Annotated in this window: 15 protein-coding genes and 3 pseudogenes; 5 read left to right on the top strand and 13 right to left on the bottom strand. The window is 36.6% G+C overall.

Going from position 1 to position 24,775, the window contains the following annotated elements:
- Positions 1–241 precede the first annotated feature (241 nt).
- The 3 genes and pseudogenes from F6K06_RS33885 to F6K06_RS10755 all read right to left on the bottom strand — a co-directional run bounded on the left by F6K06_RS33885 (position 242) and on the right by F6K06_RS10755 (position 2,506).
- Positions 242–442 (bottom strand): DUF4351 domain-containing protein, encoded by a 201-nt coding sequence (locus F6K06_RS33885; protein ID WP_338043114.1) that lies wholly within the window; start codon positions 440–442, stop codon positions 242–244.
- 12 nt (positions 443–454) lie between these two features.
- Positions 455–1,138, bottom strand: a pseudogene (locus F6K06_RS10760) (Rpn family recombination-promoting nuclease/putative transposase).
- A 652-nt stretch (positions 1,139–1,790) separates the two neighbouring features.
- Positions 1,791–2,506: pseudogene (locus F6K06_RS10755) on the bottom strand (IS1 family transposase).
- Positions 2,507–2,864: 358 nt separating this feature from the next.
- On the opposite strand from F6K06_RS10755, the gene F6K06_RS10750 reads away from it, so the two are divergent.
- Positions 2,865–3,389, top strand: a complete 525-nt coding sequence (locus F6K06_RS10750; protein ID WP_240038744.1) for a pentapeptide repeat-containing protein — start codon at positions 2,865–2,867, stop codon at positions 3,387–3,389.
- A 611-nt stretch (positions 3,390–4,000) separates the two neighbouring features.
- On the opposite strand, the pseudogene F6K06_RS10745 reads toward F6K06_RS10750, so the two are convergent.
- Positions 4,001–4,519, bottom strand: a pseudogene (locus F6K06_RS10745) (adenylate/guanylate cyclase domain-containing protein); the annotation flags it as partial.
- A 13-nt stretch (positions 4,520–4,532) separates the two neighbouring features.
- Here F6K06_RS10745 and F6K06_RS33880 point away from each other — a divergent pair.
- Complete coding sequence (locus F6K06_RS33880) at positions 4,533–4,850, top strand: methyltransferase domain-containing protein (protein WP_339379578.1); 318 nt, start codon at positions 4,533–4,535, stop codon at positions 4,848–4,850.
- The gene (locus tag F6K06_RS33875; protein ID WP_338043112.1) at positions 4,837–5,319 is read left to right on the top strand and encodes a hypothetical protein; all 483 of its coding nucleotides are present in this window, start codon (positions 4,837–4,839) and stop codon (positions 5,317–5,319) included. The genes F6K06_RS33880 and F6K06_RS33875 overlap by 14 nt, the downstream gene beginning before the upstream one ends.
- A 239-nt stretch (positions 5,320–5,558) precedes the next feature.
- Here F6K06_RS33875 and pip read toward each other — a convergent pair whose 3' ends face one another.
- Positions 5,559–6,506: a prolyl aminopeptidase gene (gene pip, locus F6K06_RS10735; protein ID WP_124142814.1), complete on the bottom strand. Its 948-nt coding sequence runs from the start codon at positions 6,504–6,506 to the stop codon at positions 5,559–5,561.
- 1,051 nt (positions 6,507–7,557) lie between these two features.
- Between pip and F6K06_RS10730 the strand changes: the two genes are divergently transcribed.
- Positions 7,558–10,242, top strand: coding sequence for a HEAT repeat domain-containing protein (locus tag F6K06_RS10730; protein ID WP_124142813.1), 2,685 nt, complete (start codon positions 7,558–7,560; stop codon positions 10,240–10,242).
- Positions 10,243–10,785: 543 nt separating this feature from the next.
- Here the strand turns inward: F6K06_RS10730 and F6K06_RS10725 are convergent.
- The 5 genes from F6K06_RS10725 to F6K06_RS10705 all read right to left on the bottom strand — a co-directional run bounded on the left by F6K06_RS10725 (position 10,786) and on the right by F6K06_RS10705 (position 18,548).
- Positions 10,786–11,319 carry a histidine kinase dimerization/phospho-acceptor domain-containing protein gene (locus tag F6K06_RS10725; RefSeq protein WP_240038743.1) on the bottom strand — a complete coding sequence of 178 codons (534 nt, stop codon included), beginning with the start codon at positions 11,317–11,319 and terminating at the stop codon, positions 10,786–10,788.
- A 1,459-nt stretch (positions 11,320–12,778) separates the two neighbouring features.
- Positions 12,779–15,037, bottom strand: coding sequence for an SMP-30/gluconolactonase/LRE family protein (locus F6K06_RS10720; RefSeq protein WP_287240900.1), 2,259 nt, complete (start codon positions 15,035–15,037; stop codon positions 12,779–12,781).
- Positions 15,031–15,723 (bottom strand): 5'/3'-nucleotidase SurE, encoded by a 693-nt coding sequence (gene surE, locus F6K06_RS10715; protein ID WP_124142810.1) that lies wholly within the window; start codon positions 15,721–15,723, stop codon positions 15,031–15,033. Before surE ends, F6K06_RS10720 begins: the two co-directional genes overlap by 7 nt.
- Positions 15,724–15,744: 21 nt before the next feature.
- Positions 15,745–17,103, bottom strand: a complete 1,359-nt coding sequence (locus F6K06_RS10710) for an acyltransferase domain-containing protein (protein WP_124142809.1) — start codon at positions 17,101–17,103, stop codon at positions 15,745–15,747.
- 278 nt (positions 17,104–17,381) lie between these two features.
- The gene (locus F6K06_RS10705) at positions 17,382–18,548 is read right to left on the bottom strand and encodes a class I SAM-dependent methyltransferase (protein WP_124142808.1); all 1,167 of its coding nucleotides are present in this window, start codon (positions 18,546–18,548) and stop codon (positions 17,382–17,384) included.
- Positions 18,549–19,379: 831 nt separating this feature from the next.
- Here F6K06_RS10705 and F6K06_RS10700 point away from each other — a divergent pair.
- Complete coding sequence (locus F6K06_RS10700; protein WP_124142807.1) at positions 19,380–21,113, top strand: asparagine synthetase B; 1,734 nt, start codon at positions 19,380–19,382, stop codon at positions 21,111–21,113.
- Positions 21,114–21,346: 233 nt separating this feature from the next.
- Here F6K06_RS10700 and F6K06_RS10695 read toward each other — a convergent pair whose 3' ends face one another.
- From F6K06_RS10695 to F6K06_RS10685, 3 genes are all read right to left on the bottom strand, one after another.
- Positions 21,347–22,693: a hypothetical protein gene (locus tag F6K06_RS10695; protein WP_124142806.1), complete on the bottom strand. Its 1,347-nt coding sequence runs from the start codon at positions 22,691–22,693 to the stop codon at positions 21,347–21,349.
- A gap of 11 nt (positions 22,694–22,704) precedes the next feature.
- A complete protein-coding gene (locus tag F6K06_RS10690) occupies positions 22,705–23,922 on the bottom strand; it encodes a decarboxylase (RefSeq protein ID WP_124142805.1) in 1,218 nt (405 codons plus the stop codon).
- A gap of 286 nt (positions 23,923–24,208) precedes the next feature.
- Positions 24,209–24,634, bottom strand: a complete 426-nt coding sequence (locus F6K06_RS10685) for a hypothetical protein (protein ID WP_124154717.1) — start codon at positions 24,632–24,634, stop codon at positions 24,209–24,211.
- Between the last annotated feature and the right edge of the window lie 141 nt (positions 24,635–24,775).

Below are 24,775 nucleotides of genomic sequence, written 5' to 3'. Positions count from 1 at the left end.
ATCTAATTGTAGAAGATTTACCAATTTAGAAGATTCTTGTCTTGAATCAGACTTTTTTGCTTTGCTGTTAGTTGGTAAGACTCCAGAGTTTGATGAACAGACAGAAATTATTTAATCCTTAATTACAGAAGAAAAATACTTTTGATAAAGCACTTATTAAAGGATTACTAATATTAAGAGCGATCGCCTCCTCAAAATATAAGGCCATTGTAGGAAGCGATCACCTAACTTATTAAAACAACTAACGTTTCTCTAACCAACTCAATAAATCTTCCAGACTTTTGAAGTCTAAAAAATCTTCTCCTAAACTTTCTAAATTTTCAATGGATAAATCTTCCACTTGACTACTTATAGTTACTGAAATTTCTCCAAAACACTTTTTCAGTTGACGCATGATTAAGACTATTGTTTGATTAAGTCGTCCTTGTTCTACCGCATAAATTATTCGCCCTCTTTAATCTTGCAAGGTTATTCCCCGACGGTCAACTATATCTAGTTCTTCTGCCGTCATATTAATTTTATTGGCAATATTTAAAGCCATTTCTATCTCTGATACTTCTCCCAAATTTTCTGGTATTTCATGCAAAGTAGCTGCCTCTTTCAAAAAATAAATCAACTTATCAGTCAAACTATTCAACTCTGACAAAGTTCTCTTAAACTTTGGTAATTCTACAAAAATTAACCGCAATTCTCGCTCCAGGCATTCAAACTTTTTGATTTCCTCTTGAAACACAAATTTATTAATCACACCCTCAGTATTATTAAACAGAATAAAATCAGTAATAGTCACCGCAATTGCTGGATTTAATAGAGGATAATCTTCTCCTTTTTCTAATTGATTGGCATAAGCTTTAGCTAGGTTATAAGCTACCCGTTTGCTAAAAGCAGTCATTCGCGCCACTTACATTTCAATTACTACCAGAGAGCCATCTCTTAAAACTGCTTTTATATCTAAATAAGTCTCCTTTAATGATATTATCTGACCGGGATTATAAGGATTGACAATTGTCAAAGATTCAATTACTTTCTCTCCTTCATAAATAATCGCATTCAGAAAGCTAATTAAAATCTCTTTGCTTTGTTCCGATCCAAATATTTTTTTAAAGGCATAATCGACTTTTGGGTTAATAAATCTCATAATACTTTTGATACAGTTAATCTCAGAAGTTATGAAAAATATTGTAGCTATAGAAGGCAAAGATTAGTATAATATAGAAATTTTAACAAAAAATCAGTTCAAAATAGCATCAAAAGCTTATACAGTAAAGGTTTTACATCTAATCAGGATGTTTGTTGATATATCTAGGTTTGAGCCATTTTTAGCCTGTTCATATATTACCGAGAAATTGTGGTCTGAAGCCTCCTCTTTTAAGGGAATAAAAAAGAGAATATTCTATATTTCAAGCCTCCTTATTGCAGAGGTACTGATAACTAATAACTGATAACTGAAATTACCCTTGCCCCTATTGGGTTTGAAGCCATTTTCACTGCATACAAATATCAAAGTACCGTTAGAGTCCTGGCTGAGTTTTGTGAAGATTCGATGAAGACAAGCCTTTCTGATTTCTGGAAATCTACTATAAGTTTTACTTATGATTATAAAGTATCTCCGTTGTTATAAGGTTTTTTTTCTTCATATCAAATTGAGCATTTAACAAAAATCTAAGAGACTGTTTGTAAAAAAAAGCTATGTAAAAAAAAGCTAAAGATGGTCATGAAGAGGTATTTAAGGTAGGAAAATAAAAAAATCAATGATGAGTGTCAAAGTGGCGTTGCACAGTGACGAATGATTATGAGAATTGAGGAACTTGACGATGTTTCAAACAATAGATCAGCAGGTGAATTGATCTGTAAAACATAATCAATGGACTTGGAATAACACAAAGTTTTACGATGTAACCTAGCGTGCGTAGTGTCAATGACGGCAGTTTTCTCCTTCTACTCTGGTCATCGCTGCGGGTGCTTACTAGGTGAAGCGTGCTCCGCACCGAACTTCGCGAACGCAATCGTCGATTAAACAGGGATCAACCTGATATCCATCTGTAATCTCAAGAAAACCGGCCCAGGCGTGAATCATCTGCCACAATATAGTGAAGGTAACTAACGAGCGAGCGCCCCCGTACAAACTTCAGAATTCCTGGCATTTTGCTGTTGACTACTCTCCAGACCCAAATTTGGTTTTTTTTGAGCCAATAAAAGTTTGTAGTTCATCTAGCGTGAGCTGTTTGAGGTATTTCATAGTTACTATCGGGAATCTGTGCTTGGTGCAAGTCGTACCCAGTTGAGCACTGTGTTATGGGAAATACCAGTCACTCTCTCAATGGCTCCCAATCCCATGGCAAATAGGGACATTTTCACACAAAGCTCTTTAAGATCAGAACTATAACCCGCAGGACAGGGGCTTTCTCGCGCATTGACGGCCACAGTTAGGGCACAGATAACTCTGTTTGCCCTGACGATGACCATTTTTCACTACTTTATGACTTTGACAATCAGGACAGTCCATCTGTCTAGAAAATTCTAGAATATCATTCTCTATTGTGCAACACCCAAATTTTTTATTTTTATCAAAATATAGCACTACACATTAAGGTGTTTGACATAAATAAAAGCTGAAACCCTTTTGTATTCGCCTGTTGCCTATTGCCTGTTGCCTGTTGCCTTGCGCGTAGCGCTATAATTGGGTCGTACCACCCCGCTTTGGCGAAATATTTTTGGAGGGTTGCTCATCTATCCCCATGACAAAAATAATTTCTGTAGGTCGCCCTACCCACAGCGACTTTATCTGACTTCTAACTTCTGGCTTCTGACTTCGTTAAGATGGTCTCTAATTTGGTATATTTATTATTTAGTTATACTCAACTTTGGGAGCAGTTATTGTAGTGGTGAAAACAGGATTTTTAGTATTGGTATTAATATTGGCTGTCGTAGGTATTTTACCAATTCATATTGATTTAGCTCAAGCACAGGAAAATACTGTAAACTATACTCTTACAGATTTAAACTATCGAGATTTTTCTAATAAAGATTTGCAAGGTACTTCCTTTGCTGGTGCAGAAATGCGGGGTGCAAATTTTCAAGGGGCAAATATGCAACGAACAATTATTACTAAGGGAGACTTTTTTCGGGCAAACTTAAGTGAAACAGATTTTACTGATACTTTTGCAGATCGAGTCACTTTCGATCAAACTGACTTAACTAATGCTATTTTTACAGATGCTATGTTGAGTAGTAGCACCTTCAGTAATGCAGTGGTGACAGGGGCAGATTTTTCTCGAGCAATAGTAGACCGCTATCAGGTAAAATTAATGTGTAAAAATGCTTCAGGAATTAATCCTATTACAGGAGTAGCTACCCGCGATAGTTTGGGGTGTCCTCCTAAACTCTAATTTTGATAAATTGAGGTTCTTTTTTCATCAACATAACAAATATAGCAGAAGGAAGAAAGAAGAAGTTTGATTATTGATATTCCCAAGTTTGTAGCTATTTCATAAGTCAAATACAGTAATAGTGACTGCTATATATCCAGCATGAAACTGTTGAAGAAAAATAACCAATTCACTTACTAAAGTGCTTATACCATGTCCGGATGATTAAGTATAATAAAAATGTTCTGTTGAAGCGATCTTGAAGGAATATCCCAAATTTCTGCTCTGTTTCCAGTATTCTCACTTGAATTTACACCTACGACCTACCACCTAATATCATGTTCGGTTGAATACTTATAATATCTGTGGACCAAAGGCAGAAGGCAGAGGGCAGCTATGCTGAAGGGAAAGAGCAAGGTTAGAAGGCAGAAGGTTTATTATAACTGATTATCCGAACATGATATAAGAACTTTATTATAACTAATTAAACGGACATGATATTACGGATACTCAAGAGACCATCCCTGTGAACTGAAGCAACTTATATTTTCTCTGATGTTCAGTGGCGATGGGAATTTAATTAGATGTCTTATTTTTCTTTTAATCCTTATTCCTGATTTCTTTTTTTCTATCTATACTTTTCTGCCAATCAATAAATAAGTTTTCATTTCACCCTTACCTTTAACTACTATGGAACCGCGTTCCTTAAAAATATACTGATTATGTAAGAGATCGTAAGTTTTTGTCGAAACTTGAATCGTACCGGGAATTCCATGAGATTCCATGCGACTGGCAGTATTCACTGCATCACCCCAGAGGTCGTAAATATACTTTTTCGTGCCAATGACCCCAGCAACAACAGGTCCGGTGTTAATGCCAATGCGGATACAGAGTTCAAAATTATGCTGTAAATTAAATTTGCTGATTTCTTGTTGCATATCAAGAGCCATTTCTGCAGCAGCTTTGGCATGGTCTGCTCGTGGAGTAGGTAGACCACTAGCAACCATGTAAGCATCTCCGATAGTTTTAATTTTTTCTAACCCGTGGCGATCGCTCAACTTATCAAATTCTGAAAAAATTTTATTGAGCAATATTACCAAATCTTCCGGTAGAATTTTTTCTGAGAGTTGAGTAAAACCAACAAGATCAGCTGAATTAATCCTGATGAAAAATCTTAATCCAGAAAGCAATTTGAGAAATTTTTTCGATTCTCAAGATTTACCTTTAGAAAAGCAAAATATTTTTCCAGGAGAAGTATTCAGTCATCCTGTTAATTTTGACACAGGTATTCGACATTTATTACCACGATATGATGAAATGTTGGATGTCATAGTGCGTTGTGTGCAAAAAAATAGCGATCGCATTTTGGAACTTGGTTGTGGTACTGGGGAACTAAGTTTAAAGCTATTACATAAATATCCTAACGCACAGATAGTAGCGGTGGATTATTCTCCACGGATGCTAGAATTTGCCCAAACTTAAGATTGATGCTGCTGGGTATACAGATAGATGGACTGAAATAGAAATGGATTTTGGTGAGTGGGCAAATAACGCTGATTTATCATCCCCTATTGGTGATGGTTTTAATGCTTGTGTATCATCTCTCGCTATTCATCATCTGAGCGATAGTATGAAATTAAAATTATTTCAAAAGATTAGAAAAAGCTTAAATTATGGAGGTTGTTTTTGGAATGCCGATCCTGTTTTGCCTGCAACTACAGAATTAGCAGAGGTGTTTAAACATATACAGCAGGAGTGGGCAATAAGTCAAGGAACTACTTTAACAGAAGTTCATGCCAAAATGGGTACTAGCAATTCTTATGGTTATTCTAATCAAGACCAATTAGCTAGTTTGTCTGCCCATTTGGAGATGTTAACAACAGCTAATTTTATACCTGTAGCTGTTCCTTGGAAATATTATAAATTTGCAGTATTTGGTGGTTTTGTTTAGAATGATTTCTGTGTTTAATATAATATCCGTTTAATAGTGATATGGAAAAAATATATTAAATGCTGAATGGTTACATAAAAGTAGGAATTTTCAGCAATGATTTGAATTATTGAAAGTTATATTGAAGAAGGCTTTAGGCTTTAGGTGAAAACAGCTTACCCTGCTACTTAAAACCTAACACCTTTAGAGTTTAACAAGGATAAATACTGACAATTATCAAGTAAAATACCTCTGTTTTTTTATAGAATTGCCAACTTATCAGTTGCCTTAATTAGAGCATTTATAATTCCTGGTTCAGAAACTGAATGTCCTGCATCTGGCACTACGATAAATTCAGCTTCCGGCCAAGCTTGATGTAACTCCCAAGCTGATACCATCGGACAAACAATATCATATCTTCCTTGTACGATTACTCCTGGGATATGCCGAATTTTATAGACATTTTTTAATAACTGTTCTTCATGTTCAAAAAAACATTTGTTAATAAAATAATGACATTCTATTCTAGCAAAAGCTAAAGCAAAATAACTATCCCCAAACTGTTGTGATACGTTTGAATTTGGAATTAATTTACTGGTACTTCCTTCCCAAATTGACCAAGCGCGTGCTGCTTCTAATTGAACTTTTTCATCAGTACTGGTTAATCTTTGGTAATAAGCCTTAACTAAATCACCTCTTTCTTCTATAGGAATAGGTTTTAAATATTCCTCCCAAGCATCAGGAAAAATATTACTTGCACCCTCTTGATAAAACCAAGAAATTTCTTTCGGGCGCACCATAAAAATACCTCGTAAAATTAAGCCTATGCAATTTTCTGGATGAGTTTGACTATAAGCTAATGCTAGAGTACTTCCCCAACTACCTCCAAACACCACCCATTTTTCAATACTGAGATGAACTCGTAGTTTTTCTATATCACTGACTAAATCCCAGGTAGTATTTTGAGATAGTTCAGCATGGGGAGTACTACGGCCACAACCTCGTTGGTCAAATAGTATAATTCGCCATTTTTTGGGGTCAAAATATTGACGATAAAGAGGTATCATTCCACCACCTGGTCCACCATGTAAAAAGACTACTGGTTTACCTTGGGGGTTGCCACATTCTTCATAATAAATAGTGTGAATATCGGAAACTTTGAGATTGCCTCTTTGATAGGGTTGAATGGGTGGATAAAGTTCTCGCATGGTTATATTTCAAGATTTATATTAATATTTTAGAGAAAATTTAGGCTAAATAATATTTATTTCAACTGTTAATTATTAATTAAAATAACTTTTAGTATAAAAAAAGTAACATACTATTATGAATAGTCCTAATGTAAGCATTTCCTACGGAATGCTGCGCAAACAGCTATTAGCAGTCAGCTATCAGCAAAAAGACTTTCTCTTTAAGAACAGTGTTTAAATTAACAACTAACTTTAAGGTCAAGGGAACTAACTTTTGTGGGGATACAATTAATAAAGCTTTGATCGTAAACTAAAAGCAATAACTGATAGCTGATAGCTGACGGCTGAATGCATACGTCCTAATAAATTAAAGATTTTTGAAACAACCCTAGATTCACATTAGGAAAACCAAAAAATTAAGAATTTATAACTCAAAAACAAAGTCAGGACTTACACATAAAGTAGGAAAAACTGGGATTTGAGGTTGCTGCCCTGTGGGTAACAATGATGAAAATATATTATACTGCGTAAGTCCTAAAAGTGTTATCGCCTACAGCGTCGTGAGTAGATGTATCCTCTGCCTTAGAGCTGCGATCGCACTTCTGCCATTATTCAAAGAATAGCATACGATACTTATATTTTTATTTTTCAAGGAGTGATACCCATCACTTACTTATATATTTCATGATGTCATTATTAGAAATATCCAATAATAAATAAAAAATAAAATTAATTTTCATAAATAAATTATTAATTATTTCCGCATACTCCCTACTCCTTACTACCTATTTTCTAGAGATATTTATTAATACTAAGTAATATCTTTCCTGTTTAACCTATAGGCAAAATTGATGTATAGTCAACTAGCTGGACATATATTCCTGAATTCTCGGATTTCAGGAATTAGTCTACACATACCTATACAACTATTAATCTATATAAAATCTATTGAGGATGCAATTCTATTTATTTAATTTAACTTATAATAGACTCAGTTTGTGAAACTTTCCCTACAAATATCCAAGTTAAACGTAAAGCTAAAAAAACTATTAACTTACAATAGGCCATTATGATAATGCTCAAAAATGACTCTCACACTTTATCTTCCCTCAAACGTCAAGTGGTGTTTGACGAAGACCCAGAACAGCGAATAGCAGCATTGGAAAAGCTAGCCATAGAATGGAAAAATCACCCGGATACTGTAGCTATTCTTAAACAATTAGCTATATCCGATGGATGTCCAGATGTGCGGAGAGCTGCAACAGAATATCTTGTCCAAGGCAGGCAAAACGATCCTAATATTTTACCTTTTCTTAAACAATTTGTAGTATCTAACAATGAATATTGGTGGGTACAAGAAGCCATACTTACCCAATTAACTACAGGTTGGCATGACGATCCAAATACGATCGCTTTCCTGAAACAACTGATTTTGGCAGATCAATATCGTTCCTCAAATGTACGTTATGCAGCATTAAAACAGTTAGCCCAAAACTGGCAAAATGAGCCAGATACCCTAGCATTTTTGAAACAACGAGCTGTATCCGATGTTGATGAAGCTTTGCGGGAAACAGCAGTAGAACTTTTAGCTGAAGGTTGGCAAGATATAGATACTCTCACCTGGCTAAGACAAAGAGCAGAATCAGATAAACATTGGGGAGTACGTTTAACCATCATAGAAAAATTAAATCAAGATGGGAAGTACGACCGCAAGACTTTAGCTTGGCTCAAAGGAATGGCAATGTCTGATCCAAGCCCTTATGTGGCTTCAGAAGCAGTATTCAAGTTAGCCAAACTGGCAAAAGATGACATCGATACTGGAACTATTCTGAAACAATTGGCTTTGTCTGCTCAAGCTTCAGAGGTAAGACGAGCTGCGATGAGTCAACTAGCAGAAAATTTGGGAAGCGATCCAGATACGCTATTAACCCTCAAACAACTGGCAGAATTTGACCAGTGTTCTCATGTGCGACTGGCAGCAGTGGAACAGTTAGTAACAGATTGGAAGAAAAATTCTGATACAGTAGCTATTATGAAAAAGTTGGCTATATCAGACACAGCTTCAGAAGTACGAAAAGCAGCAATGGGCTATTTGATCGAAAACTGGCAAAAAGACTCTGATACAGTAGCTATTCTGAAACAGGTTGTGCAGTCAGATGAATGTTGGCGGATGCGAGAACTGGCAGTGGTACAGTTGGGTGCATTTTGGCAACATGACCCAGATGTGTTGACTTTTCTCAAACAGCAGGCTGAGTCTCCTGAGTGCTGGGTAGTGGGAGAGATAGCAGTAGCACAATTAACTGTTGGGTGGAAAGATGACCCTAGTGTTTTAGCTCTCCTGAAAAAATTGGCTCTGTCTAACTCTGATGCACGAGTGGCTGCAATACGAGAATTATCTATCGGTTGGAAAGATGACCCTGATACTTTGAGTATTCTCAAACAAGTCGTTTTCCAAGATGATTGTTGGCACGCTAGGAAGTTAGCAGTTGAACAACTAGCTACTGCTTGGCATGACGATCCTGAGACTTTTGAAGTAGTCAAAAAAGTTGCTTTGTCTGACGATCGCCACGATGTACAAATTGCAGCAATGGAGATGTTGGTCACAGGTTGGAAAGATCACCCAGAGGCGATCGCTACAATTAAACAAGCAGCATTATCCGATAAATTTTCAGAAGTACGCATAGCAGCAATGGAATTGTTAGCTACTACTTGGAAAAATGACGGTGATACTTTGGCAACTCTGCAACAAATTGCTGTATCTGACGGATGTTCAGATGTGCGAGTAGCAGCAGTCGTTAAACTAGGCAATGATGGTAAGGACGATCCTAATATCTTAGCTTGGCTCAAACAACAAGCAGTTGACGATCCGTGTTCTTATGTGCAACAGGCAACAATGGAACAGTTAGCTACAGATTGGAAAGACGATCCCGACACTCTAAATATTATCAAACAACTGGTTGTGTCTGGCAATTGTTCACAGCTACAACAGTCAGCAGTACTACAATTAGCTACTACTTGGAAGGATGACCCTGAGACCATGTCTGCTCTCAAAAAGCTGGCTGTATCAGCTCAATGTCCAGATTTACAACAGCTAGCAATGCAACAATTAGCTCTTGGTTGGAAAGATGACCCTGATACTTTTACTATTCTCAAACAAAGGGTAGAGTCTACAGATGAACGAGAAGTACGACAAGCAGCAATGCAGCAATTAGCTCTCGGTTGGAAGCATAACCCTGAGACATTAGCGTTATTTAAAAAATTAGCTATTTCTGACGAGGATGTGTGCGTCCGGCAAACAGCAGTGGTTGAGTTAGGTATTTGTTGGCAATATGACCCTGAGGTAATAGAAATTATCAAACAAGTAGCTATGAGCGATCGTAGTTTTTATGTGCGACAAACTGCTTTAGAATTATTTGCTATGCTGGGAAAAAACGATCCTTTTGCGGTTATTATGCTCAAAAAACTAGCTGAGTCTGATGAGAATTTTTATGTACGACGTTCAGCAATACAGCAGTTAGCTTTAGGTTGGCATGATGAACCAGGAATGTTTGAATTTTTCTGCACTCGCACATACTCCGATCCATTTGTACGCCAGGAGGAGTGGGAAGATAACCCGCGCCAAACTGCTTTAGAGGCAATTCTCGAACAATATCAAGAGAATACTCAGATTCTCCAGATATTGAGCGATCGAGCCGAAAATGACTCAGATGAGCAAGTGCAAAAGTTTGCCCTGAAAACTTTAAAAGGATTTTAGCGGACATAGGCTATATCTGCAACAAGTTTCAAGCAGTATAATATCATGTTCGGTTGAATACTTATAATATCTGTGGACCAAAGGCAGAAGGCAGAGGGCAGCTATGCTGAAGGGAAAGAGCAAGGTTAGAAGGCAGAAGGTTTATTATAACTGATTATCCGCAATTCGTAGCTCCCCCGGAGGGGAACATGATATAAGTAAGGTGTGTGACGATAATAGACTCATAGTTGAGCCATCACGCACCTTTAATATCATGTCCGTTGGTATCGTTTGTGTAAAATCAAGGGTGAATATCTACAGGAAATTTACGTTTTTTCCAGCTTTTAAGCCTTTTTTCCAGCTTTTAAGCCTTCTTCCCTCTTCCTTACCTTCACGCTTACAATACCGATGCTACCGGACATGATATAATATTAAGTTTTGGGGCGTTGCTGAATAAATTTATGATTAGGAGAAAGATAAATTATATAGAATCTGGTTATACAGTATATGTTTATAATTCTATCCACACTTTCTCCACCTCCCCACACTCCCCACCCCCAATATTTAAATCGTTAAGTTGCCAGTGGTGACTGAATTCAATTTTTCTGTATTGCTTTCTAAAAGAAATTCACCGATACCGATAATACCATTGAGGGGGGTTCGTAGTTCGTGAGAAGTGTTGGCTAAAAATTCGTCTTTGAGGCGATCGAGTTGCTTGAGTTGTTCGTTGTTTGCTTCTAGAGATTTAAAGGAATTTTTCAGTTGGTTTGCCATACAATTAAAAGAGTGAGTCAGTTCTCCCACTTCATCGTTACGGTTAATGTGGAGTTGAGTTTCCCATTTACCTTGAGTAATTTTTTTGGCAGCACAATTAAGTTTGAGTATAGGTGCGGTAACTAAACGTACTGTCATAATTACTACTACACTTTGCAGCTTTTTAATACGCTGACCTTCTTTATTTACGAGATAATCGACACGATTGGGAAAATCTTCAAATACTTTTATATTTAGAGTACCATCTATATTTCGTCTGCCTTGAGCATATTCTCCATTTTCATAGTCACCTGCAAAATAAATAGCAGAAACAAATTTATACAATTGAATTTGTTTAATGAAATGAAAGGCTAAAGTATCAATATTGGTGGTATTTAGTTGTTCGAGTTGAATAGCATTGATATTACTTTGAACAATAATATGAGGGTATTCTAGACAATGATTTAGGTGGTCTTCAACACGGTTTGTAACTTCATGTTCCCATTGACTTGCTAATCGATTAACTGCTTTTTCTCCATTTCTAAAAGAAAGATAACCAATTAATGCAAATGTTGTTAATATTTGTCAAACAAAAGGTACAATAAAAACGTTGCGCAGGGAATTTTTTCTAGTATTCTCGATCGAGAAATATTGATTTATAGATGCCATAGTCTTTAAAATAGAGGGAATAGGTAATAGGGAATAGGGATAAATAATTGATAATTTATGGATAATAATTGATTTTATTTTGATTTTTTGGAGATGTCTATTAGACTCAATTTTATCTACATACAGCAGTTTCCGAAGTTATCAAAATAATGTGGGTCTAAAACCCCGCCTTTTAAGGCGCAATATTTTTGGATAGTTGGTCACGCATCCCCTACTTCCCCTCCTGGCTCCCCTCCTGGGAGGAGCGGGGGTGGGTTGGGTTAGGGGTGGGTTAACTTCTGACTTCTGACTTCGTTAAGAGGTACATATATTGATTTTTAGGGAGTAGGAAAGATGGGAATTAGGGTAGTGAACAAGCACAAAATATTGACCCCGTCAGTTGTACCACATTAGTTTAAAATATGCTGTATTTTTAGATTATAGCAATTCCCAAAAAGCATGAGCTACAAAATTATAGGTTTTGGGGAATATAAAAAGTAAAAAGTGCAGTAAAAGACTACTTTACCGAATAATTAATAATGAATAATTAGGGTTTGCTGAGAAAGTCTTATGAGTGAAGGAAGGAGTCAGGAGTCAGGAGAAATGGGAATTATAGAGTAGGTAGTCGGAAAAGTTGTCCCTCAATTTTTCTGCCATAATCATCCCAAAATACTAGCTTTATGCAGCTCTTGCCACTGAAAAGCTGGCACTTTTTTCGACAAAAAAATGCTACAACCAATATCAGTCAATGCTTTGAGAATTAATCAGCAAGCCCTAATTAAAAATTAATAAACGAAGGTAGCGGGAGTTGAACACAGAGGGCAGAAGGAAAAATTTTCCTTTGAGTCAATCCTCTCCTTTCAAAGAAGAGGTAGTTGTTGATTAGGGTTTGCGTATGGAAAGTCTTTTTGCGAGGGTAGACAGTAGGCAGTAGTTAGGAGGTAGAATAAATGGGAATTACAGAGTCAGTGGCCCAAACAATAGTAAGAGTGATTTTTCGGCTTTTGCTACCCGAAAAATACTCACTTTTCAAGCAAGTCGGCCTCCGAAATTTATTGATATATAAAAAGCGCCAAAGAAACCAGAAAAATATATTAGAAACCTGGTACATTATTAGTAATTTATCTTCATCGGAGTAATTAGACATTTGTTTATCTTACCATATATTGTTATCTCCCCCGATTTTTTCACTCTCGCGAAGTTCAAAAAGATATCCTCGTTGTTCGACTACCAAATCATCTACGTACCAAGGTGCTAATAATTTCCCCCCTAACCAAGGAACTATGGATGAGCAAGCAAAAAATTTCCAAGGTGAGTCGGCAGGGCAATTGCATTTGGAGTCAACAATTGTCACGCTACTAATATTCATCACAGGTAGAATAATCTCTCTGACTCTTGCTTGCGATCGCGGATCAATACAAACTACCTTACCACCAAACCAAAATGTAACCCAAAGATAACCTGCACGATCTACAGCTAATCCATCAGGTACTCCTTCATGCTCCTGGGAAACGATAAATTGGCGATCGTGGTAAAACTCAGAACAATCACCATTAACAACGAAAACGTGAATCGACCGTTCCAAGCTATCTACAACGTAGAGCGATCGCCCATCTGGGGATAATCCCATACCATTAGCATAGCTTAGTCCCGCAAACATTTCCTGGATTTGTCCTTGGGGATTGCACTTTAGCAGTTTTCCTTTGTCCTTAATACCTGTGGTATCCTCATTAATGGTGTTAAACCAGATGTTTCCTGTTGTGTCGATAATTACATCATTACTAACTAACTTTTTACCCTGATAGGTTTCGATTATTGGTGTTATTTTCTGGGTATGGAGATTAAATTGCACTAGCCCCAACTCTCCAGACAACACCAACGTACCTTTTGTCAATACTGCGACACCGTAACACAAACCAGGTAAGGGAAATCTCTGCACCTGGCAGGTGGTTAAGCACAATTTAATTAGCTGAGGGTTACCGTAGTCTAAGCAAAATAGTTGATTAGTTTCCCCATCGTAGCAAAGTCCCTCACCTCCTTGAAGAGGACAGTCTTGCACAACAGAAACTTGATAGGTTGGGGAGCGTCTTTCTAAGAGTAAGGCATTGCGTAGGTGTTCCCCGTAAAATTGTAGAGCAGCTCGGTTAGCACCCACAAGGTTGAGTTCTGCGAGGGGAGTAGGATGATAGTGAGTGTCTTGAATTTGTTCTCCTGGTTCACAATTAAAAGTAATCAATTGTGAGCAATCAAGAGTTTGTTGAGCAAGGTTAAAATCAAACAGTGTTGAGGCAAGACCACTTTTACGAGTGGAAATATACAGACGACAAGTGGTGATTATTTCTTCTTCTGATCGGTGTTGAGGAGCTTGGGGACAAATTCCCTGAGCTAATTTCAGGGCAGCTTTGGGTAAATTAAAATTCAGACTCTGCTGATATAGAAAGCCAAAGGTTGCACTCATGCGGGCATTTATTTCAATTAAGATCGGGGTATCTTGCCCTTGAAGCCAAAATTCTGCACTGAAAAAGCTGTTATCTAAACCACTATCTTGAATAAAATTAGTCACCCGAGCGTAAATATTTTGCTGTTGTTTACAACTAACTTGAGCAGGAAAAATATAACAATCAACTGAGCCATCTTCGGCTTCCAATGTGTCCACTAAACCGACAAAATGAACCTGTCCTTGATAGACAAAACCATCACAGGTTAAAGGTTGACCAGAAACCATCTCTTCCACTAAAAGGGGAACTTGAGATGTTGTAGCTAGAGGGTATTTTCTGCTATCAATAAATTCTTGGAACAAAACCTGATACATTTGCCACCAAGGTTGATAATTCTTGGCAAGATTGTTGCATAATTCTGGTAACTGTTCTGGTTTATTTATCTTCCCACAAAACATACCGTAACTGGAGCAAACTGGCTTCACAAATAGGGGAAACTTCAGTTTAGTTAAAATCTGCTCATCAATTGTCAATTTCCCTTCATTTTCCCATTGCACAACAGAGTAACCAGGGGCATAGGAATCAATTTTACGGGCATAAAATTTATGAAAACATTGCACCACACTTTCAAAACGAGGACCAAATAAATTAAGCTTTTCACAAACTATTGCTGCTACCAAATTGGCAATATCAAAACTATAGTAAATAGCCACAATTTGATGTGCTTGGGCATAAGCTATCGCATCTTGGCAAAAAGCTACTAAATCTACTCGATCTTTGATTTTCGGTGGGGTAGTTTGTAAACAGGAATATTCTAGGCAATGAAAACAATAATCAGAAAATTCAGCACGATAAAATAACTGTTTTTCATTCTGAGATGGACACAAAACCAAAATAGGAATTAGTTTATCGGATGGATTAATTACAGTTACTGTGGCAACTTTAAGTGTGAACTGAGAATAAATATTTTTTACCATAAACAGTATTTGGCGATCGCAATGTTCCCTGACAAACACACATCAACATCTGTACCGGAATCAGACTTGCGGTTGATATCGTCTCCCACATAAAGATACCCATTCTCTTGCTTCACAAATTCCGTGAGTAGGGGACGGGTACACAGGGAACAGAAGACAATCTCTGGCTCTGGCGATCCCGGCTCTAGGTGGGGAAAATTAACACTCCATAATGTCCCAGGATCGACGGTTTGAGTTAGTAATTCCTGCAACACCCGCACTGTCCATTGGGTGGCTCGCTCCCAGTCTAACTCCCAGTCAGTGCGTTTAAAATGAGAAAAGGCAATGGCAGGAATCCTATGTTGGGTGGCTTCCCTAGCAGCAGCTATGGTTCCTGAAGGATAAATATCTGAACCTAGATTACAACCACCATTAATTCCAGAAACGACAAAATGGATATCGTCATAGAGATAGTTGATGCCCAGACGAACACAATCTGCTGGGGTACTGTCTACACTCACCTCAGTGTCGGAGCGCCATTCTACAGGAATAACGGTGCGAATATTAACCCGATGACCACAGCCAGACTGGTGCTCTTTAGGAGCAACAACTACAATCGGATCAGTGGTTACTTGAAACAATGCTTTGTGTAAGGCTTGAATACCGGGAGCATCAATCCCATCATCATTAGTTACTAAAAAAGTCATAATTTCAGATAATTCAGTGATTTAGTTGCTGTGATAACTTGGTATAGGTAGGAAAGAACGGTTATAATCGCGGTCAAAACCCACCCAATCTACCGGGATGCCACGAAGATAAAGTGCAGCAGTGCTGGTTAACATTTGTTGCCAGTCTATTTCAGTTGGAGACAAACTTGGCAGCCATAAGTACTCAGCATCTGGTAGACACTGGCAACCTCTTCGTAGTAAAGTTGGTTTTGGCCCTATTTCTACGAAAATCTCAATTCCCTCCCTTTTTAGACTATTCATGCCAGCTAAAAACTCCACTGGTTCGATAATCTGACGACACCAATAATCTGGAGAAGTCACTTCCTTTATTACTACTTTCCCCGTCATACTAGAAACTAGCTTAATTTGGGGTGGAGAAAAACTTATTTCTCGGAGCGCCTGCTTAAACTCACCTAACATAGGTTTCATCAAGGGCGAATGGAAAGCAACAGAAGCATTTAGTTTTTTAATTTCAAGTCCCTGTGCTTCTACTGCCGTAGACACTGCGCCCACATCCTCGATTTTGCCAGCAATAGCGACATTTTTGGGGCCGTTGATGGCGCTAATCCAAATAGGACAAGGCTGGGAACCAATAATTGTGCGAACTTCTTGTTCTGATGCTTTTACTGCCACGATCTTACCATCCTTTGGTAATTCTGCCATCAGCCGACTGCGTTCGGCAATCACTTTCAAAACATTTTCCAGACTAAAAACTCCAGCAACACAAGCAGCAGCATATTCCCCTACACTATACCCCATCATTACATCTGGTTTAATTCCCCAAGATTTCCATAGTTCAAACATAGCATACTGTACTGCAAACAATGCTGGTTGGGTATAAGCTGTTTCATCAAGCAGATATTGGGTTGACTCTTCTATTTCTTCTGGAGGATAGAGAATTTCCAATAACGGCTTTTCTAAGTATGGACTAAGAATGTTGTTACAGCGATCGAGTGCTTGTCGGAAAGTCGGTTGAGTTTGGTAGAGTTGGCGACCCATACCTACATACTGATAGCCCTGAGAGGTAAAGAGAAAGGCAATCTTGCTCTTGTTTTCCTGGTTTTCAACAACCCCCATACTCTCTGAGTCAGGTGCCATTAATTTTTCCCGCATCTGTGCCACTGAGGAGGCGATAACTGCCAAGCGATACTTCAGGCACTTACAGCTTATATTGGCAGTAAAACAAATATCCGCCAATTTTTCGTCGGTAGTAGACTCTAAATAGCTAATGTACTTTGCCCTCAATTCCTGCAATTCTATTTCCGTCTTAGCGGATAAAATCAGGAGATGTAAGGGGCGTTCCTCTTTTCTTTTTCCTGGTTTTATATTTGATTGTTGAACTTCACAAAAAACATTCATTCACTTTAGATATCTAGTTAGGGTTTGCGCTCAAAAGTCTTTTTGCTAAGGCAGGGAGTAGAGAGTAGGGAGTAGTTAAGATTCAAGATTTGGAGGTAGTTGTAGAGGAGAGACTCGGAAAAATTATCCCTTAATTTTTCTGCCTCTATCTTACTCAAATACTAACTTTTTGAGCCTTATCAAGCGAAAATACGATACTTTTTCCGACCTAAAAATGCTACAAACTTTATTCGTCAATGCTTCTATAGTTAACACTGATTTAAGAAAGCCGTTTTTACCTAAAGCCTGGTGGCATCCAACCACATTACCCCAAACAAATCATGACCTACACCATAGCCTGGTTGTTGCGTTGCTTCCAAACAACGTAACGCTTCAGGCAGCATCAACTCTACCTTCTTTCGGTACAAATTTGGGTCAGAAATATGGGACAATTCCTTTTGGACATTTTCCTGGAATTCTTGAATCTCTGAAGGTAATTCCACAGACTCCACTGCTAGAGACTCACCCAAAAGTGCTGCTGCTTGACTCACCAAAGTATTCCACCAACGAGAAAATTTCCTGAAGAAATCTAAGATATGCTCTGGTGCTGAACCTAACTCTACTGAAAATAGCAGTTGACTTAAATCTGTCTCCACTGAACTATCAAGTAAACTATTAACTAGGTTCCGATACTGGGGTAATTTCGGATTAAACTGTCCCGTTGAGGTATGACGACCTACCATGATAGAACGGTCAAAAAACTCAAATCTTTCTACAGGACAGCCTACTTCATCCATAGCTTGCTGCATAATTTCCTGCAAGTCGTGATGGGAGTAAAAGCTCATCCAGGTAGCTTCTGCATCCCCTTCACTCTCAAAAAAACTCATGGAGTAATTCCAACGGCTTTCTTGCCATTGGGGTGTCCACTCAATACTGTAGCGCCCTAAGACATCCACCACCACAGCACACCGGGAGCGATGCTGGCAAACATTGGTAGCGATCATCTTGAGGGCTTGGTGAAGTTCTTTGTGGGTAAGATGGGAGTAGGGAACTCCACAAGAGAGGTAAATATCGAAAGGCTCAGTCAAACTGCTGGTGCGAATATCTGCACACTCAAACCTAGCGTTACTATGGTTGGCATAGATATTACGGGCAGTTTCTACCATCTGGCTGCTAATATCAACACCTAAATAATCTAGCTCGTAGTTGCCAGCAATGGCGAAATCATCACATAATAACTGGGATAGTAAAGCGTATCCATCACCTGTACCTGAACCAACATCAAGAACTTTTAGCTTGTCTCCTTTCTTTCTGTTGCATAATACAATTGCTCTCTTAAATACTGAACAAGAAAAAGGTTCTTCCCACTCAATTTTTACACCATCACGACGACTTTTAGATAGGTAGTGTTCAACGGCATTGCTTTCATTGTAAACAGTCTCTATTTGTTTTGGAGTTACTTTCATGTCTCCTACAATTAAATTAGTTAACCCACATTCAGCACTTCAGATTATATCACAACAAGCTACAGAAAATTTGTGTATTTAATTAAGTAGAATTATTTATGGCTTTGAGTAACTTCAAGTGAGAGCATAAAGCTAATGATAGAACACTGTTCCGCTTTGCTAGGCAATGATAATGTGAGCACATTTTCAATTGGATATGGTTAGGAAAACCATCCATACTAAAAATTTATTAATATTGATGATTCCCATCAATAACTTTTGCTTCTAAGCAGGGCAAACGCATCTTATTTTGCCGTTCCCTATATGTAGTGTTTATTTGATTTTATAGACACTATATGTTGAAAGTCTATTGTCAACAAGCGCAATAAAACCCGGTTTATTGATAATTACCCCTAGTTTATTGACGAGATGCGTTTGCCCTGTGCTTCTAAGTAAGTTGGCATAAATAAACCAAACTATGTAAAGATAAGTAAATATGGATAATATACCTACATATATGAGTGAGGAAATTTACACATGGGGGTAGGGGAAAAAAGGGAAACTACAGTACGGAACGTTTTAAATTTTACTCAAATCAAACTGCTTAAAATTTATTTACATAATTTGGTTTTTTTTCACCGACTTATATCATGTCCGGATAATTAGTGATCAAAAAACTTTCTCTTTCTTTTCTTCTTTCTTCCCTGCTAAATTCTAAATTCTGAATTCTAAATTCTGAATTATGAGTCGTTTATTTATAACTGTTTAACCGGACATGATATTACTTATCCTTAAATCATCTTACCATTACTATGTAGGACTACCCAATAATTATTATCTAAATTAGTAAATATGAAGTTTTCTTTTTTATCATTAAATAAACAATTATCCATTCCTACAAATAAAAATTTAGTTGCCCCTAATTGGCATATTGCTTGGGGCAAAATAGACCAGATAAAGGCAGATATTTCTTGGAGCGATCGCCATTTTTTGATTCATCAAGTTCAACCGATTTTTAGCTCTAATGAAAGGTTTGTTGTTGTGGGTGATATTTGTTTAACTAATCTGCCACAATTACAAAAACTTTTAGATATTTCTACCTCTCTTACTGTTACTCAAATAGTTGCTGAATTATGGCAAAGTTATGGAAAAAAAACTTTTTTGTTGTTGGAAGGAATTTTTGCTTTAGCAGTTTGGGATAGGGAAGAAAAAGAATTATGGATTGGACGCGATCGCGTGGGTGGACGGACTTTATATTACACGACTACTGACTCAACTATTTGGATTTCTCCTCGGTTAAAAATTCTTTCTTCTTACCATTCTAATGAGTTAGATTTAATTGCTTTACGGGATTATCTTTGTTGTGCTTTTGTACCTGGAGAACGTACTCTTTGGCAGGAAGTAAAAGAATTAAGACCGGGAAGTTTCATCCATTTTACTAATGATTTAAAAATTCCATCACCAATGTCTTATTGGCAACCACAAGCACAAGTTAAAGATGCCGATCAAGCTTTAGAATATCATGGTCAAAAATTACGTTCTCTTCTAGATAAAATTATTCCTGAATATTTACCAAATAATCAACCAGTGGGAGCTTATTTATCGGGTGGTTTAGATTCGAGTTGTATTGTGGCATTAGCAGCAAAAAATCATGATTATCCAGTACATACTTATTCAATACATTTTGGTGCAGAATTACCGAACGAATTAGAATTTTCTAGTTTAGTTGCTGAACATTGTCAAACTCAACATCATATCCTAGAAATTACACCGGATGATATGTGGAATAAACTGCCAATTACTATGGCAAATTTAGACGATCCTATTGGTGATCCGTTAACAGTTCCTAATTATCTTTTAGGAAATTTAGCAGCAGAAAATGTGGGAGTTATTCTAAATGGTGAAGGTGGGGACCCTTGTTTTGGCGGACCGAAAAATAAACCGATGTTATTAAATAATATTTATGGTGGTTTGCAGTCAGGAAAGCCAGATATTGTTTCGTCTTATCTAAGTTCTTTTCATAAATGTTTTGCAGATTTATCTAAGCTATTAAAACCGGAGATTTGGCAAGCTATAAAAACAGAATCTTATATATTTGAATCTGACTTAAATTCTGATGCTGATTATTTAAAACGTTTGATGTTACTCAATATTAAATTTAAGGGAGCAGACCATATTTTAACTAAGGTAAATAATATGACTAGGGCGGCTAGTTTAATCGGACTTTCCCCATTATTTGACCAAAGAATTGTGGAACTAAGTTTAGAAATTCCATCAGAATATAAATTATCTGGTGCTGATGAAAAAGCGGTATTAAAACGAGCAGTGGCAGACTTATTACCAGAGAGAATATTAACTCGTCCAAAAAGTGGAATGATGGTACCTGTTAACTTTTGGTTTAAACAAATATGGCAACGTCGAACTAGGAATTTATTGTTAAGTAAAAATGCAGCGATCGCTCCCTATTTCAATCAAGATTTAATCAAAGATTGGTTAAATTATCGTGGGGATACTTGGAAGCGTTATGGTATTAAATTATGGTTATTAGTAAGTTTAGAAATTTGGCTACAAGTTAATCAAAAATAAGTTTATTTAGGTTGGGTTGAGCAACTAAAATCCAACAGTTATTAGTAGGTTGGGTTGAGGAACGTTAGCGCCAGCTTATCCGTAGGATAAACCCAACAGTTATTAGTTATTAGTAGATTGGGTTGAGGAATGTTAGCGGAACTTATCCGCAGGATAAAACCAATATAATATATAGAATAGATAAGATAGATATAGGTTTTTGTTGGGTTGCGCTTCGCTTAACCCAACCTACATTAACCAAAACTATCAGATGCGAAAAAACCTACATTTCGACTATCATTATTAATACCAATAAAAATTATTCCATCATCACCACTATCACCAGAATCTAAACTATTATCTGAAGTTGAAGTATAACCATTAGCTACTGCTTGAGTTTTAGCAATACCTTGAGAAACTACTTGTAGTAATTTACGAGGAGAAAAAGATTCTAATTCTACATAAAATCCTGCCTCTAACCATGCTAATTCATCTGTTGATAAAGTTGACTTAACTGCTGTAGGTATTTGTTGCACTTGTCTTGCTGATTCATCTGACTTTAAAATCCACATATTCTTACTAGGAAATACATGACGTGGCAATAATCCTAAATCATAAATAATTAGATTATTTCCGCCAAACCAATTAGGACTATTTCGCAGTTCATTTATCATCCTGACTCCACGGGGGTTAGCACTATGAAAAGCATAAATTTTTAAATCTGGATTTTGTTTTAACATTTGCATTACTGTACTAAAAATATTCTGGGGATATCCATCAATACTGAGTACAGCGCAGTTATGTTCAAAGTGGAAATTATTAGCTATTAAAAATTGAGCAATTTCGGCAGTGTCACACACAATAACTCGGTCAAAACTATAAGCTGTAACTTCAGAATTAATTTTTATAGGTTCACTCATTTTTCTGGAAGTTCGTAAAAAAATTCTCACCTTACCATTAATTTCTTGCCAACGTATCAACCATTGTATAATTTGACTTTGATGAAACTGAAATGCTTGGGGTATTTTATGTTGAATAGTTAGTTGTCGCGTACCCAAATAAATTAAGAATATTCCTAATCCAGTGCCTAACAAAAATAATAAAAAATCTATATTTTTTACTTTGGAGAATTTAAAAAACCAAACTAAAACAGCAACTAGAATTAATCCTCCAATAATTTGTATAGCTCTGGCAAAACTTCTTCTCTCTTTAGAGCTATATAGTTTCGATTGACTTGCCCAAATAAAGTATAAAATTAAGGGTACAAATATTATAATAGGTGCTAAAGGATAGAACTCCATTGCTGAAATAGCAGTATTTATAAATGGTAATAAAAAAAATAACACAAATAAGCATCCAACTGAACCAACATTTCCTTTTTTTGTCAAACGTTTCTCTAAGAAATACCAAAACTGCTTAGTAGTAAAAAATAAGGTTTTTTCAGAGGAAATAGTTTGAATAGAATTCTTGAAAAATATATCTGTAAATTTACTTCCTGCTTGTGGGTCAAAAACAAAAGGATGATTACAATTTTTACATCTACCCCCAGTTTCTGTTCTTTCTTTTAAATTACTATCCATTCCACATCTTACACATTTCATCTATTTACTCCTTAACTAAAAATTTGACCATTCAATAAAATATTATAATCTTCTCGCTGACGAATTAATCTATGCTGACTTTCTTCTAACAAAACTTCAGCAGGGCGGGGTCTATGTAAAAAATGAGAAGACATTGCATAACCATAAGCACCCGTATCTAAAATAGCTAAAATATCTCCTTTTTCTAAAGCAGGTAACTGACAATTTTTACCCAAATAATCACGGGAATAGGTTGTATTGCCACAAACATCTGTTAAATATAAATCTGACTTATTTATTTCCCGAAAACTAACAATTTCTCGATAACCTCCATGTACAGATGGCACAGATAAATTAGCCACAGTTGTGTCAACTCCAACTATTTGTTTATCTCCCTGCCATTTGACAGAAATAACTTTAGTTAATACTGTGCCTGAACGAGCAATAGCTGCGCGACCAGGTTCAATAATTAATTTAATTTTTCTGCCTACTTTTTCTATCGCTGCTGTTAACTCCGCACCAAAAGTTTGCCAGTTAAAAGCTATCCCATTGTGATGATAAGGATAACCAAAACCACCACCAAAATCTAAATATTCCCAGTCTGGTAAAAATTTACCAATTGCTAATATTGGTTCAATTACTTGAGTAAAAGCTTTCGTAGCATTTGTGCCAGTACCTCGATAAAAATGTAAACCACTCAACTTTAAACCCACTGACTTTGTAATTTGAATTGCCTGGGAAAATTCCTCTGGTCGAACACCAATTCGACTTTCTCCCGTTAGTTCTGGTAAATTCAGTCTCAAACCTAATTTTGGCGTAATTTCTCTGGCAAACTTATCTATATATACGTCACAAAATAACTGTAGTTGACTCACACTATCTAAATTAAAAGTAGTTACCCTCCAGTTTAATAGTTGTGAAAATTCTTGAGCGTTTAAGTTACTGCCACTATAGACAATTTTTTCAGGGGAAAAACCTGCCTTTAATCCCAGAAAAACATCCCCTGGTGTATTAGCATGAAGACCCCATTTATACCTTTGAAAAATTTTTAATAAAGATACATTACCATTAGTTACACTGGCAAAATGAAATTCTGTGTGGGGATAGGGAATAGATTCAGTAATATGATTTATCGTTTTTATCAGAATATCGCCATCATAAACATACAGAGGAGAACCATAATTTTCTAGTAATTCGTGGGCAAATTTCAGAGAAAAAGGAGTCACAAAATTTGGCATATTTTCTACCATAGTTAACTGAACAAGTAACAGTCTAGATCATAATCTATGTTATCAGTAGAGAGTATGCCATTGGCTAATATATGACTATCAACTAATCATACTAAATCTGGTTTGAAGAAGTAGCTTATAATTTATCCGTATGTCAAGCAGTGATAGTTCGTTATACCAAGTCTAGTTTATATAAAGAGATTTATTACTCCTCTTTTTATGATTATTTATAGAAAGGATTTATCAATATTTTTTTATCCTGGTAATTTCCCAAATGAAACCATATTACTCCCTTAATAAAACGAGTTTATGGGGATTTAAAGACTGAAGTTTCCCAGTCATAACCTTCATCAAAATTTGTCATTTTGTCTATATCAATTTTTATTTTGTAGCCATCAGGTAAAGAACACAGAATTGTAAAATCACGAGCTATACGTCTGTCGTTTAATTCTATAACTGCAAAATTCTCTCTTTCTGTTGAAAATTGTCTTTGTTTATTAGCCTTATTCAAGAGTTTTTGTCTGACCGATGACAATGCTTTTTGTGTATGAGTCTGAATATTTATTACTCCATCCTCATCTTCTTGAAAATTTGGCATTATACAAAAAACTTCGAGGTAATATTTAGAGCTGTCACAACGCTCAACTATAACATCACATTCATCAGTTTCCAATGATAAAGATTTGACCAATCTTTCTCTAATTAGTGGAATATAGTTGTGGTAAACAATCATTTCAGATCTGACAGCTTCGCAATCTTTCCATTCCTTCTTTTGAGCTTTTATTCTCTTTGTAAAATAAGCTGCATAGCTGGGATTATATTGGTTAATTTATTTGAAGTATTTAAGAATTTTTAAATAGTTTCGATATGGGTT

It is taken from the genome of Okeania sp. SIO1H4 (assembly GCF_010672695.1).
In the GTDB taxonomy this organism is placed as follows: domain Bacteria; phylum Cyanobacteriota; class Cyanobacteriia; order Cyanobacteriales; family Microcoleaceae; genus Okeania; species Okeania hirsuta.
This window is presented reverse-complemented; position numbering and strand designations above follow the sequence as displayed.

Bases quoted from the DNA above. Each gene is read 5' to 3' on its own strand.
- F6K06_RS10685 (WP_124154717.1), bottom strand. From the start codon at position 24,634: ATGATTGTTTACCACAACTATATTCCACTAATTAGAGAAAGATTGGTC.
- F6K06_RS10705 (WP_124142808.1), bottom strand. From the start codon at position 18,548: ATGAAAGTAACTCCAAAACAAATAGAGACTGTTTACAATGAAAGCAAT.
- F6K06_RS10700 (WP_124142807.1), top strand. From the start codon at position 19,380: ATGAAGTTTTCTTTTTTATCATTAAATAAACAATTATCCATTCCTACA.
- F6K06_RS10710 (WP_124142809.1), bottom strand. From the start codon at position 17,103: ATGAATGTTTTTTGTGAAGTTCAACAATCAAATATAAAACCAGGAAAA.
- surE (WP_124142810.1), bottom strand. From the start codon at position 15,723: ATGACTTTTTTAGTAACTAATGATGATGGGATTGATGCTCCCGGTATT.
- F6K06_RS33880 (WP_339379578.1), top strand. From the start codon at position 4,533: ATGAAAAATCTTAATCCAGAAAGCAATTTGAGAAATTTTTTCGATTCT.
- F6K06_RS10730 (WP_124142813.1), top strand. From the start codon at position 7,558: ATGATAATGCTCAAAAATGACTCTCACACTTTATCTTCCCTCAAACGT.
- F6K06_RS10690 (WP_124142805.1), bottom strand. From the start codon at position 23,922: ATGGTAGAAAATATGCCAAATTTTGTGACTCCTTTTTCTCTGAAATTT.
- F6K06_RS10695 (WP_124142806.1), bottom strand. From the start codon at position 22,693: ATGAAATGTGTAAGATGTGGAATGGATAGTAATTTAAAAGAAAGAACA.
- F6K06_RS10720 (WP_287240900.1), bottom strand. From the start codon at position 15,037: ATGGTAAAAAATATTTATTCTCAGTTCACACTTAAAGTTGCCACAGTA.
- pip (WP_124142814.1), bottom strand. From the start codon at position 6,506: ATGCGAGAACTTTATCCACCCATTCAACCCTATCAAAGAGGCAATCTC.